Annotated in this window: 14 protein-coding genes and 1 pseudogene; all 15 read right to left on the bottom strand. The window is 42.4% G+C overall.

The window, feature by feature from the left end; genetic code table 11:
- Window positions 1-21 precede the first annotated feature (21 nt).
- Window positions 22-462: a universal stress protein gene (locus WOA13_RS02725; protein WP_342126456.1), complete on the bottom strand. Its 441-nt coding sequence runs from the start codon at window positions 460-462 to the stop codon at window positions 22-24.
- 53 nt (window positions 463-515) lie between these two features.
- Entirely contained in the window at window positions 516-1,040 is a 525-nt protein-coding gene (locus WOA13_RS02720; protein ID WP_342126455.1) for a VIT1/CCC1 transporter family protein, read from the bottom strand.
- Between the two features lie 652 nt (window positions 1,041-1,692).
- On the bottom strand, window positions 1,693-2,106 hold the full coding sequence (locus tag WOA13_RS02715; protein WP_048205158.1) for a response regulator: 414 nt from the start codon (window positions 2,104-2,106) through the stop codon (window positions 1,693-1,695).
- Window positions 2,107-2,210: 104 nt separating this feature from the next.
- The gene (locus tag WOA13_RS02710; protein ID WP_342126454.1) at window positions 2,211-2,684 is read right to left on the bottom strand and encodes a class II SORL domain-containing protein; all 474 of its coding nucleotides are present in this window, start codon (window positions 2,682-2,684) and stop codon (window positions 2,211-2,213) included.
- A 79-nt stretch (window positions 2,685-2,763) separates the two neighbouring features.
- The gene (locus WOA13_RS02705) at window positions 2,764-3,009 is read right to left on the bottom strand and encodes an efflux RND transporter permease subunit (protein WP_048205160.1); all 246 of its coding nucleotides are present in this window, start codon (window positions 3,007-3,009) and stop codon (window positions 2,764-2,766) included.
- Between the two features lie 12 nt (window positions 3,010-3,021).
- Window positions 3,022-3,285 carry a monomethylamine transporter gene (locus tag WOA13_RS02700; protein ID WP_342126453.1) on the bottom strand — a complete coding sequence of 88 codons (264 nt, stop codon included), beginning with the start codon at window positions 3,283-3,285 and terminating at the stop codon, window positions 3,022-3,024.
- A 15-nt stretch (window positions 3,286-3,300) separates the two neighbouring features.
- Window positions 3,301-4,677 carry an APC family permease gene (locus WOA13_RS02695; protein ID WP_048205162.1) on the bottom strand — a complete coding sequence of 459 codons (1,377 nt, stop codon included), beginning with the start codon at window positions 4,675-4,677 and terminating at the stop codon, window positions 3,301-3,303.
- 254 nt (window positions 4,678-4,931) lie between these two features.
- Window positions 4,932-6,308 (bottom strand): annotated as a pseudogene (locus tag WOA13_RS02690) (monomethylamine:corrinoid methyltransferase).
- A 15-nt stretch (window positions 6,309-6,323) separates the two neighbouring features.
- Entirely contained in the window at window positions 6,324-6,977 is a 654-nt protein-coding gene (locus tag WOA13_RS02685; RefSeq protein ID WP_342126452.1) for a methyltransferase cognate corrinoid protein, read from the bottom strand.
- Between the two features lie 441 nt (window positions 6,978-7,418).
- Window positions 7,419-7,829 carry a response regulator gene (locus WOA13_RS02680; RefSeq protein WP_048205166.1) on the bottom strand — a complete coding sequence of 137 codons (411 nt, stop codon included), beginning with the start codon at window positions 7,827-7,829 and terminating at the stop codon, window positions 7,419-7,421.
- Between the two features lie 9 nt (window positions 7,830-7,838).
- On the bottom strand, window positions 7,839-9,998 hold the full coding sequence (locus WOA13_RS02675) for a histidine kinase dimerization/phosphoacceptor domain -containing protein (protein ID WP_342126451.1): 2,160 nt from the start codon (window positions 9,996-9,998) through the stop codon (window positions 7,839-7,841).
- A 51-nt stretch (window positions 9,999-10,049) separates the two neighbouring features.
- Window positions 10,050-10,835, bottom strand: a complete 786-nt coding sequence (locus tag WOA13_RS02670) for a helix-turn-helix transcriptional regulator (protein ID WP_342126450.1) — start codon at window positions 10,833-10,835, stop codon at window positions 10,050-10,052.
- On the bottom strand, window positions 10,832-11,638 hold the full coding sequence (locus WOA13_RS02665) for a helix-turn-helix transcriptional regulator (RefSeq protein WP_342126449.1): 807 nt from the start codon (window positions 11,636-11,638) through the stop codon (window positions 10,832-10,834). The genes WOA13_RS02670 and WOA13_RS02665 overlap by 4 nt, the downstream gene beginning before the upstream one ends.
- A gap of 214 nt (window positions 11,639-11,852) precedes the next feature.
- Window positions 11,853-12,080 (bottom strand): hypothetical protein, encoded by a 228-nt coding sequence (locus WOA13_RS02660; protein WP_048205170.1) that lies wholly within the window; start codon window positions 12,078-12,080, stop codon window positions 11,853-11,855.
- A gap of 12 nt (window positions 12,081-12,092) precedes the next feature.
- Complete coding sequence (locus tag WOA13_RS02655; RefSeq protein WP_342126448.1) at window positions 12,093-12,356, bottom strand: monomethylamine transporter; 264 nt, start codon at window positions 12,354-12,356, stop codon at window positions 12,093-12,095.
- Window positions 12,357-12,369: the final 13 nt, after the last annotated feature.

Here is a 12,369-nt window from a genome sequence, read left to right as displayed (position 1 = left end):
ATCACATTTAAATTGAATGTCTTAATCCTCGCTGGTGATAACAAGAACGGGACCTACATCCGCTGCAATTATCCAGCGTGTGAGGCTGCCAAGAGGATCTCTCCTGAGGGATTCGGAACCCATTACTGTAAGGTCAACATTTTTTTCTTCTGCGACCCTTATCAGGTCACCACCTATGTCATTGCTGTTGAGAATTATCTTTTCAGCTGTAATACCTGCTTTTTCAGCTTCATCCATTGCATATCCCATATTAGCTTCGATGTTCTCCCTGACAACCGCCAGCATTTTCTCAGAGAGCTCTTTTGGATAGATGGATCCAATTCCCTTCTTTTCTTCCACATAGACCACTATCAGGTTGCCACCTTCGATTTCTGCAACATGAAGTGCATGTTCAACAACCCTTTTCGACATTTGTCTTTCATCTATCGGAACGAGGATGTTCCTGTATGATATATCCCCCATAGTAATTTCTCCATTAGCTAATTCGTTTTCTACCTATTTACAGGATTCGCCGTTTATTCAAGTCCGAGCAGTGTAACAGCAGCAACGATCAGTATACCAAGTCCTACCATTCGCACAGCATGTTTGATCGCACTTTGCTTAGCAATCTTCCCTGAGTAGACCCCAAGTACTGCAAGTACTGAAATGCTCAATACGACCGATGCCTCAAGGGCCATTTCATCGAGGAGTATGAATGGTGAGATCGGGACAAGGGACCCGATGAAGCTTGATCCTCCATGAGCTATGGAATCGTTCCATATCTTCTTCTTTGTCTGAGCTTCCAGTTTTGTAGATTCCAGACTTCTTAGCAATGGTTTTTCAAGCTCAGCGAGATGACCGTATTCGACCGCGCTTTCTGCAAGGTACGATCCGATGCCGTTGGTCATGGCCAGTGCAATAGCACCTCCAAGAGCAGCATTAATGATAATTGATGGATCATCAACAACATGGGATGTTGCGATCACTACACCAAGCACGGCCAGAAGACCATCTATACTACCGAGAATAATGTACCTGCCCTGTTCCTTATTGAATTTCATACTCAAAGTTCCTTTAGTGTCTTTGAACTTTCATAAGCGATCAGAAGAGAAAGGCATCTACACCCTCACCCGATATTCATATTGTATTTATAAGTACATAGACTTTACCAGAGAGCTATCCGGATATCTGTGTAGGAATTAAAAGATCTAAAGGGGGGTGTGGGGTGGGAGAAGATGGGGAGTCAATTGGGGGGTAACATAAGGTGGTTCTTCTGGGGAGAAAAGATTTGGTGACTCTGGGTCACCGTGGAAGTTCCACGGATTTCTCCCACCCGGGAATATAGCCCTCCCTCTACTCAATATTATATAAAACTTTCGAGTAAAATAATTTAACCTGAAATTTTAATGAATTTCTCTTAAGATATTGTAGATCTAATTAGTTGAAAATGGTGTATTTAAGTTTGGTAGGATCAATTCAAACTCTTTGTGGCATGTCGCAACATCCTGGTTGTTATTATCCCAGGTATGTAATGACATTTGGATGTATTATTCTGAAAAATAGAGGTTGTTGTGGAGCTGAGGTCATTGATGCAGAGATCGTTTCGAGTAGCAAGGTCAATGAATTATTCCTTACAAACCTCTGCTCGTGACCTAAGCTCCACGTATTACACGATAAGCAGTATTTTATATCTTATAATCAACAGGAATGATGTTAAGCAGATATATCCTGGGCCATCTGCTTAAACGCCGGACTTTTGGCTTTGCAGAAGGCTGACTCAATAACATATTCCAGTTCCTCATCCATGAATGGCTTTTGCAGGTACCCGACAGGATTCGCAATGGATGCTTTTGTTCTTGTCTCTTTTGATGAGTCGCCTGTAAGAAAGATAATCGGAACAACATATGATTTGAGTATTTCACTTGCAGCATCTATACCATCCATCTTCCCTTTAAGGAATATGTCCATGATAATGAGGTCTGGCTTAACTTCTTTTACCATTTTGATCGCATCTTCCCCGGTTGTGGCATGCCCTGCAAATCCGTATCCCATATCCAGAAGTTTAAGTTTGATCATCATTGCAACGATCATCTCATCTTCTACTATGAGGATATTCATTTCTTTCATAGCTCCCTCTCTTGAAATTGAATACCACTTTTCAAAATTAGAAATGCCGGGAGGCCCCGGCACTCAAGATGTATACCCCATACATCAATTCAAAAATTGTTCAATCATGCATGCCAGCGGCATTCTTTACCTTCGCCAACTTTCTTTGACATGATCTCGACTTGTTTTGAAGATTCCCAAAGGCCATGTACATTGCAGCTTGCCAGTGCTTTAAGCTTCATGATAACAGCTTTTGTTCCGCAGTCCCCGCAAACATTAACACCGCGGATGTGGCATATCTCATATGCACGGATTCCAACGATCTCTTCCGTAGGTTCTACAGTAAATATTGCTTCTGCCTTCTCATCTGAGGGTGAAAGCTCCACTCTTCCGATCTTAATGTTTCCCAGATGCAGTTCGATCCACTCTATGTAGTGGTCATCCTGCATAACATGCGGAACTTCTCCCAATGTCACAGTGACTTTAAATTTACCTTCTGCTGTCATGACATCATCAGATTCAATTACAGGAACGTGCTTTTGTTCTGTTTCTGTGATATTCTCCGGATCTTTCAGACGGTTAATTACCTGTTCGGTCATATGATCACTCCTTAATTTAGTATTTTATTTACGATTTAAAATATAGTTGCCAGCAGTTTGCTGACAACTTTTCACATGTTCAGAACTTGTAATTCTTCACCGAGTGATACAGGATTACAGTGAAGAACACAATTATTACAGCCAGGAGGCCGAAATATGAAACCGGATCCCATACAAACTGCATTCCGCCTGTTCCTTCCCATCCCACAAGGACTGTTCCCTGAAGGATTACCGGAGTTACAACGCAAACACCTGCTAATATGAAAATGAACAGGATATCCACGATCTGTCCCAACATGCCTCTTTCTTTTACTTCTTCAGCCATGTTATTTCCTCCTCAGTCATAATATTCAAAGTCGAACATGTGTTCCTTGATGGAGTTGTAGACCCTTACACATCCGATCGTTTCTATACCCAGCAACAGCAGGTAGAATACGATGTATATTGGCCAGATCATACCAAGTTCAGGAACTTCACCCCAGAGTGTTGACAGGATATTGTAGACAATGTACGTCTCAGAGAAATACAGCAGTCCCAATACAACCAGGATAATTCCTGCATCCTGTTTCAATTTGTTATGATATAATGCTTCATCTGCCATTTTATCTCCTCCTGTTCATCTCCTGTGTGCAGGTTCAGGCCATCCAAGGTCTTCTCCCCAGTCGTGCTTTGATTCTATACTTCTGTATCTCCAGCTGAAGTAGAAGTATGCTACTACATAGAATACCAGTCCGAAGACGAGGTTGTAGCTGTAACCCCAGTTCAGTGTTGACATGATCACGATCGCAAGGAAGATTGTGAAGTATGCAAGGTAAGGCTGTAGTGGTCCGACAAATGGACGTACCTTTTGTGTGTGTTCCGGGAACATCTTCCTGAAGCGTATCAGGGAGAATGGGATCATCACATAACATACCAGTCCTGATGTGATCGAGAACGTAATGACCTGGTCAAGGAAACCACTGAATGCAAATGCAATTGCAATTGGCATTGTAAAGATAACTGCCCTGTATGGGGTGCTGTACCTTGGGTGTACTGCTGAGAACCATGGTGTAAGGAAGTGGTCCCTTGAAAGGGCGAACCATGATCTTGATGAGTCACAGACAGTACCATTAGCACTTGCCAGACAGGTAAAGAGTGTACCTACTGCAAGGAATGCTATAAGGAACTTTACTCCGCTTTGTGTTGCTGCTTCATAGAGTGGGTAAGCAGAAACACCAAGCATCTCTGTTGGAATAAATCCTGCACAGGTGTAAAGTGTCATACCTGCTGCAAGCAACAGTGTGATCATACCGGCCTGCTGTCCCAGTGGGATAGCTCTGGTAGGGTGCTTACATTCTTCTGCACACATTGCTGCTCCTTCGATACCAAGGTAGAACCAAGGACCGAACTGCAATGCTGCGAATATTCCTACAAATCCGTTTGGCATAGCACCTGATATCAGGTTTGCAGGGTTCCATGCTCCACCAGCTGCTCCTGCAATGTTCATAAAGAAGAACACAATAATTGCCAATAATGCTGTAAATGTTAAAGCAAAGTTAAGATTTAATGCCGCTACAACTCCGCGGTAGTTCATAAATGTCAATGCTGCGATAACAAGCAATGTGACCGGGAACGTTTGTATCTCCGGGAATATCGATTGCGCTATCCATGCTACGACAATAGCATCAGCAGCTTCCAGAGCAATATACTCCATATATACGGCAAGACCTACAATAGCAGCCGCACCCGGCCCTACGAATAATCTCGCCCAATCATAAGGTCCTCCTGCAAGTTTAGTGGATGAACCCAGTTCACTAGCACACAATGAAACCATTACATACATGGTACCGGCAACCAGGAGTGCAAAGAGTGATCCCATAATACCACCTTTTGCAACTGTAAAGTTCCAACCCATGTATTCACCGACCAACACGATACCGACACCAAGTGCCCACACATGGTATGGACGTAGCGTCTTTACCAGTTCGATCGGTTCATTCGAATTTTCAGACATTGATCCTCCTCCATCTTATCAATTTATTTACTGGATACTCTACTAGCGTCTAGCAACATCCAACCTATCAAGGCAAAGCATATCAGGTAAATAACCCCGTTTATTATAGTCCACATATCCATATCTAAAGCCCCCTTTGGCATTGTTTTATGCTGATGGACACCGATTTGTCCTTTAAAATAGTGACAAATGCTGAATAAAAAAAATGTCAGCGATCTCTCGCTGACAAAACCATCGGTGTACGTAAATTAGTCTTAGAATGTAAGACCGAACTCTTCGAGTTTCTTCCTTGCACCCTCGTATACCTTGACGTACTCATCGGTTGGTGTGACGGTTGCAACGTCGTAGCATTCCTGGAATGTCTTACCCTGTGGTGCATTTGCGTAGTCGCCCTCGTATGATGCGACAAGCTTGTCGAGTACAGCGTTTACGGAGTCGATGTCCATACCTGCTGTTGCACGTGCGACTTCTCCCATCATCCTTGCTTCCATACCGGTTGTCTTGTCAGTGATGACACCCTTTGCAGATGCGACACCTGAGAGGATCTCACGGCCTGATGCTGTGTCAGTTACTGACTGTGCTGCTGCTTCGAGGAGGCACATCTCTGTGCATGGTCCTGCACATGGGTAGTACTGGTTACCGGTCATAAGGTCTGTGAACTCACTGATTGTTGCACATGCCCATCCTGCGATCTGGAGGGTTTCCCTGGTGTTGGTGGATCCCCATCTGATGTGGACAGGACCATCAAGGTGCCAGCTTGCACTGCTCATGATCATGGAGTTAATGCTAGTTGCAACATCTACGATTGTTGTTTCTTCAACACCACCAGCGTATCCACCGAAGATTGGCATCTGCTCGTCCATGATTATGTCACTGTTGCCCTTGTAGTGAGCCATGACTGCAATTGCATCGAGGTCGATCTTAAGCTCGTTGAGCTGTGATACTTCGTGGCTGTCACTTGTGACCTGGCCGCCGACACAGTCGGAAGCGATGTTACCCTGAGCGGACAGGGAGGTCTCTGGTCCCTAAACAGCCATACCTGGCCTACCAGCCATTGCTGCTGCGTTCTTGATTATCCTTGTTTCGGACTTTGATGCGAGAACTTCGTATGGGCTGCCTGGTATAGGTGGCCTACCACGAACCGTCATCATGACACCATTTACAATTGTGTCAACTTCTTTCTCGAGTGCATAGCTCATGTGAACTGCAGAGAACACCTCTTCTGAGATTGGGGAACCGGTTGGACCACCCTGTACTATAGGCTTTCTCTTGTCGCCTATTTCTCTCTTCTTCATCTGTACTGCATCTCTGCCGGTACCGAGCTGGAATGCTGGCATTGGGTTGTTGATTGCATCCCAGAGTTCTTCTTCTGTGTATTTGACGATCCTCTTTGTGTCGGTACAGTAGATACCACACTCAAGGAGCATGTCGAAACCTGCTTTGAAGAGTCTCTCCATCTGGTCCTTGTCGGTTGGAACGAACTCGTTACCAAAGTCAAGGTTGTATTTCTGCTTGAGTTCCATCGCCTTCATTGGGATGGTCATCAAGTCCCAGTCATCCTGAGTTGTCTTTTCTCCGGTCTGTGCACGGTCGTAGAAATCAAAGCAAGTTACTGATTTTGTGAATGTCATTTTTGATTCCCCCGATTATGCGCTCATAAGTTCAAGTGCTACTCTGGCTGCCTCTGCTGCATTTTCGGCTGTGCCGTCTGCTCCGATCTCTGCGATCCATTCGTCTGTGACTGGTGCGCCACCGAACATGATCTTGACCGCATCCCTGAGGTTTTCTTCTTCAAGTAACCTTACTACGTCCTTCTGGCCGAGCATTGAGGTTGTCATAAGTGCGGAACCTACAAGGATCATCTTCTTACCCTTGTTCTTTGCAATTGCCTCGACAACATCCTCATTTGGAATATCTGTTCCGAGGTCCAGGATGTCAAATCCGTTTGCACCGAGCATAGTTGTGACAAGACGGTGGCCGATATCGTGAATGTCTCCTTCCTGTACGAAGGTTACAGCCATTCCAACACCTTCTCCGGTCTTCTCTTCAGCGAGGATAGGTTCAAGGATCTCCATTGCACCGTTCATTGCTTTTGCAGACATCATGATCTGTGGGAGGTAGATCTCTGCTGCTTCGAATTTGTCACCGACGATCTTCATACCTGGTGCCAATCCCTGGTTGATAATGTCGAAAGCAGTGATTCCTGCATCGAGTGCTTCCTGGGTTGCTGCCGGGCATCCGTTGATATCCTGGTTTACGATCGCATTTTTAAGTTTGTCAAAAAGTTCCTGATTTCCCATTTGTTTCACCTTTTTATGTTACTCACTTTAGTGATAGTCAATGCCGGATAATCTCAGGCATTACTATTTACTACTCGTGCTCAAAATTATATAACCTAGCCGATAGCGTTTTTGGAAACTGCATTAAAATTTGACCACTGCTTCTGAACTGACAATCCAGACACAATTGGGCAAAACATGTTCATTTTTACACGATCAATCAAATGTACGTTTTAACCTTAATTGACAAAGGTTTGAAAAAAGACAACGGCTTTAAAATAGACAAAGGAACGATAACAGTTGAAAGCTTGATATTTATTTTAAAAACAGAATTGTTGACTTAAGCTTTCCTTTCAAGATATGTTTGACTAAAATTTCTATTATTGGTGATCATTTAATGATCAAAAAAGAAAAGTGTAGACTAAAAAGTAAATATAAAAAACAAGTTCAGAGCCTAAAAAATCAAATATCTTTGTCAGCGTTCTCTTTTTCTTTTTCCCTGAGATGCTTGTGTATCGCTATCTCTATATTACTACTCAGGTCTCTTTCTGTAAATGGTTTGAGTATGTATCCGTATGGCTCTGTTTGTTTGGCTCTTTCAAGGGTATTTTCGTCGGAATGTGCTGTTAGATAGACTACCGGTATAGAGAAGCGCTTTCTGATCTCTTCGGCCGCTTCGATTCCATCCATATCACCTTTCAGCATTATATCCATAAGTACAAGGTCGGGAAATGTTCCTTCTACTTTTGTAATTGCATCCTTTCCAGTAGCGGCAACGCCTGAAACGCTATAACCAAGGTTCATAAGTCTCTTTTTGATCACCATTGCTACGATAGCTTCATCTTCAACTACGAGTATCCTGGCAGCTTTCATGTTTACACCTTATTTGTTCTCACGGAAAGTTAATTTGAATTTGGTTCCATTGGTCTTATCAAGCTCGATCTCACCATCTATCTGTGCTGTCAGGTTTGTTACGAGCTGTAGTCCGAGTGATTCTGTATTCTTAAAGTCTATATCTTCAGGGAATGGTTCTCCCGTGTTGCTGATCACAAGTTCGAACACATCGTTCTCTTTATGGAAATCGATCCTTATTTCCCCCTTTTCGTTATTTCCAAAGGCATGTTGCAATGCATTCGATGTCAGTTCATTGATGATTATTCCAAGAGGTACTGCTGAATCCATTCCAAGGAAAACATCCTCTACATTCAATACCAGCTTAACATTTTCCTCTTCGACATTATATGAATGGAATAGGTGGTCTGTTAGGTTTTTTATGTAGTCAGCAAAATCCAGGCTCACAAGATCCTTTGACTGATATAGTTTCTCATGTATCAGTGCAATGGAGCGTACGCGGTTTTCACTGTCGCGGAATGAATCGATCACTTCCTGGTACTTGAACTTCAGGGATTCAAGGTAAAGCATACCTGAAACGACCTGAAGGTTGTTCTTTATACGGTGGTGGATTTCTTTTGTCCTTACATCTTCCATAGCCTTGAGGCTTTCTTCAGCCTCAACACGTTCAGTAATGTCAAGGATCGTTCCCTGGAAGTGTGTAATATTTCCTTTTTCATCACGCTGGATGTATGTGTCTTCATGTACCCAGAGAATATTCTCGTTTTTTGTTATTATCCTGTAATCCTTGTTGAAATTTGTTTTTCCTTCTTTTGCGCAGGTCTGCAGTTCTTCCCAGACGATCTTCCTGTCTTCAGGATGTATTATGTTACCGTAGAGCACTTTTCCGGAATTGAATTCTTCTGTTGAATATCCAAATTGTATAATATTATCTGAAACGAATTCTACAGGATAATCTTCATCATTCTTCCACCAGAAAACAACAACTCTGCTACTGTTAACAGCCGCTTCCATTTTACTGATGAGCTCATATGAATTCTGGAGTTCTTTAGAATAACTTGTAAGAGCATCGAGGATCTCATTCAAACCTTTAGGTATCAGATTCAGATCAACCTCTACATCAGTATTTGCCCTTGCATCGAAATCACCTCGGATGGCTGCTCCTGAGATGTTCTTGAAATCTGCTACGATCTCATTGATTCTGTTTGTGAAGGAAGAGGCTATGAAAAAGGCCATTAATCCCATGAAAACTATGGAGAACAGGTAAATAGAGACCAGATCAGATCTTATGGAATTGACCCCGGCAAGCATTTCTTCAGTAGGTACCACAAGTACAATAGCATAATTCCCGGTCTCGATCGGTTCATAGAACATGACAACATCTTTTGAGGTTACTGGATCTATGGTTTCAATATGGCCACCAATTCCATTTCTTATATCTTCGGCAGCAATATCTATATGGGGAACTTCAAAATCATAGAGTGATGCAGTTCCTATCCATTCTTTGTTAACCGGATGTGATACAAGAGTTCCTTCTTTGCTTACCATGAAAAGATATCCGGTATCAAAGGCTTTTACACTGCTAACTGCTTCATCTACGTAGTTAAGGGACACATCAACACCACCAATACCGACAAACTCTCCGTCCCTTATAATAGGGGCATCATAGCTTACCATCAGTGCTCCCTGATAGAGGTATGGTTCAGTAACTACATTCTGTTTAAGGGTCTTAGGTCCCTGATAATATTCTGAGGTCTCATAATCTACCAGTGGCTCAACACTTATCTGGCCATTTATTGTGTTCCACCATGGTACGAACCTTCCGGTATCGTCGTGACCTTCAGTTCCTATGAAATCTTCGTCCCTTCCATCAAAGGCATTCGGTTCGAATCCGACATATGCTCCAATCAAGTGTGGATTCTCTATCAATAGTTCTTTTAGCATCTCATTTGTTTCAGTACGATCAGCTGACTCATACTGTACCATCAGTGCTGCTAGTGAACTTGCAATTGCCATATTGGCCTTCATGTCTGCATTGTATTGGTGGGCAAAACTTTTTGCATTCTGGATGGAGTCATGGTATGCAAGCTGTTCTTCCTGTTCTGTAACAGTGGAAATGATAACGATCGATGAAGCTGAAAGTATGAACGAGATTCCTACTACTATGTAGAGTACCAGTTTAAATTTCAATGACAGGTCTTTCCATTCCATGCTTGAGCCATGCGATATTTATAATGGGTCTTATTTGTTGACGGGTTGAGAAAACCCTGTGTAGTGCGAGAAGAGTTCCCTGCACCATCCAATTGCACTGTTTTCATGGGTGATAATGTCCTGATGGTCATATCTTCCCTGGATGTTAAAGAAGGTTATATATGCACATTTTTCGGTGATATTGAATGTTGGAGGTTTAAGTTCATCATTGCAGACGAGAAAGGTCGTATTTTCCGCATTCATGATGGAATTCATTTCATTTTCATAGTCATTTTTCATCCTTTCGAACACAGAATCTGTGACTATCAGGTCGAGGGCAACTCCCCTGTTGGCCAGTTCTTCATAGAACCGTGGGAAATCCGGATGGAAGAATGATACCAATGATCTCATTTCCTGTGATTCCCGGGTGTTGCTTATCAATTGTTCCGGGATCTCATACATGTGGTCCAGATCAGGTGTGACCAGTTCTATATTTCCCAGATCTCCTATATTATCGCGAAGCTTTTCAGGAATGGTGTTCAGTTCACGCTCATCCCAGTAGGTATCGGATTTGTCAAAGACCTTCAGCATTCCTGAAAGTGGTTTCATGTTCTCGACGATAAGCTTTCCGATGGTTGTCAGTTCATAGATCCCATTATCATCCTTGTGGACAAGTCCTGCTTCCCTGAGCTTCTTTATCTGTGGAAGTATGGAAGAAGATGTCACATCCAATGTTGAGTTTATGTTCTTTATATCTGAAGGACCATCAAGGAGAAGTATCAATAAATTTTCCCTTTTCTCAGAGAGGAAGAGGGTTTCGATAAGTTCTTCGCTCATTGTGCCTCCCTGATCTCATCAATATTCTTTATTTCTACGGATTGTTCCAGGTAATGATCGAACAGTTCGGAGCACCATTTCAATGCACTTTCATCAAAGCTCATTATGTCATTGTGGTCATAGCTTCCGTTCTCATTAAAAAAACTGATATACATGAACCATTCAGAAACATCAATCGCCGGAGGTCTTGCTTCGCCTTCATATAGTAGTACCTGTGTGTTCTCTGCCGATAAAAGAAAATCCAGTTCTTTCATACGATTGCTTTTCATTCTGTTAAATGCAGCTTTTGAAAGTATCAGTGTAAGGCTTTCTGCCTTTTCTGCAAGCTCTGAATAGAACTTCGGGTATTCAGGGCGGTAAAATGAGATGATTGATCTTATTTCTCTGGACTTAAGGAGGTTTTCTGTAAACTCCTTAGGTATTTCAAAAGTATAATGTAGATCCGGTTCAAGAAGCAGGTAATTGCCGAGTTCATGGAGACGCTTGAAAAGATGTGGTGGCAGGATGTTTATGTCATGCTGTTCCCAGTAGTCTTTGTTCTCGTTTATCATACTCAGTGTGTTGATAAGTGGAAGCATGTTCTTTACTATGAGCTCTCCAATGTTGGATAACCTATAGCGGTCATCCTCTTCGACGATCAGATGTTTCTCCTTGAGCTTCTTTATTTGTGGCATCATTCCCCTTGATGTCACATTAAGGGATACCTTAATCTGCTCGATATCCCTTGGTCCTTCCATAAGTAACAAAAGCAAGTTTGTCCTTTTTTCAGAAAGCCAGACATGGTCTGTCAGTGATGACGTCATTATCCCCCTTTATCTCGAAATACTGCTGATGGTATATTTCAGCTTTTATTTATAACAGCATAATGATTGTTTGTTAGATAAGAAGGTTTCTATTTATAATAATGAATTCAACTGAATTTCATTTAGAATTATCTTATCGAATCTAAATGTCAGCGCAGTAAAAATATAAAAAAGAGTAGTTGTGGCAGTTAAGCCACAACAATTTGGAGTCAATTTAGTATATATAGTTCTTGATAGAGTGGTGCAGGATCACCGCAAAGAATACAAGGATCACTGCCACCAGGCCAAAATATTCGAAAGGATTCCAGTCGAACACTACAGGTCCGGTATCAGCTCCAAGTATAAGTACGGGAGCAATTACACAAATACCTGCGACAACGAAGATGAACAGGATATCTGCGATCTGCATGATCATGCTACCTTTTTCTTCAGATTTTGCCATATTTCCAGCTCCTTAATCGTAATAGTTAAAGTCGTACATGTGTTCCTTGATCGATTTGTACACAGTGATGCAACCGATGGTCTCGATGCTGAGCAGGAGTATCAGGAACAGCAGGTAGACCGGAAATATGGTCTGAACTTCAGGCACTGCATCCCATAGAGTTGAAATTATTTTGTAAAAGACAAATATCTCTGAGAAGAACATGAGTCCCAATACAACAATAATAATGCCTGCGTCTTTTTTGAGGTCGTTGTGATATTTAATCTTGTTTACCATTTATCTTCCTCCA

Source organism: Methanococcoides sp. LMO-2 (assembly GCF_038432375.1).
Taxonomy (GTDB): Archaea; Halobacteriota; Methanosarcinia; order Methanosarcinales; family Methanosarcinaceae; genus Methanococcoides; species Methanococcoides cohabitans.
This window is presented reverse-complemented; position numbering and strand designations above follow the sequence as displayed.

Excerpts from the sequence above, each read along its gene's own strand:
- WOA13_RS02685 (WP_342126452.1), bottom strand. The coding sequence starts at position 6,977 with ATGGGAAATCAGGAACTTTTTGACAAACTTAAAAATGCGATCGTAAAC.
- WOA13_RS02680 (WP_048205166.1), bottom strand. The coding sequence starts at position 7,829 with ATGAAAGCTGCCAGGATACTCGTAGTTGAAGATGAAGCTATCGTAGCA.
- WOA13_RS02700 (WP_342126453.1), bottom strand. The coding sequence starts at position 3,285 with ATGGCAGATGAAGCATTATATCATAACAAATTGAAACAGGATGCAGGA.
- WOA13_RS02705 (WP_048205160.1), bottom strand. The coding sequence starts at position 3,009 with ATGGCTGAAGAAGTAAAAGAAAGAGGCATGTTGGGACAGATCGTGGAT.
- WOA13_RS02725 (WP_342126456.1), bottom strand. The coding sequence starts at position 462 with ATGGGGGATATATCATACAGGAACATCCTCGTTCCGATAGATGAAAGA.
- WOA13_RS02720 (WP_342126455.1), bottom strand. The coding sequence starts at position 1,040 with ATGAAATTCAATAAGGAACAGGGCAGGTACATTATTCTCGGTAGTATA.
- WOA13_RS02665 (WP_342126449.1), bottom strand. The coding sequence starts at position 11,638 with ATGACGTCATCACTGACAGACCATGTCTGGCTTTCTGAAAAAAGGACA.
- WOA13_RS02710 (WP_342126454.1), bottom strand. The coding sequence starts at position 2,684 with ATGACCGAACAGGTAATTAACCGTCTGAAAGATCCGGAGAATATCACA.
- WOA13_RS02695 (WP_048205162.1), bottom strand. The coding sequence starts at position 4,677 with ATGTCTGAAAATTCGAATGAACCGATCGAACTGGTAAAGACGCTACGT.
- WOA13_RS02715 (WP_048205158.1), bottom strand. The coding sequence starts at position 2,106 with ATGAAAGAAATGAATATCCTCATAGTAGAAGATGAGATGATCGTTGCA.
- WOA13_RS02670 (WP_342126450.1), bottom strand. The coding sequence starts at position 10,835 with ATGAGCGAAGAACTTATCGAAACCCTCTTCCTCTCTGAGAAAAGGGAA.
- WOA13_RS02660 (WP_048205170.1), bottom strand. The coding sequence starts at position 12,080 with ATGGCAAAATCTGAAGAAAAAGGTAGCATGATCATGCAGATCGCAGAT.
- WOA13_RS02655 (WP_342126448.1), bottom strand. The coding sequence starts at position 12,356 with ATGGTAAACAAGATTAAATATCACAACGACCTCAAAAAAGACGCAGGC.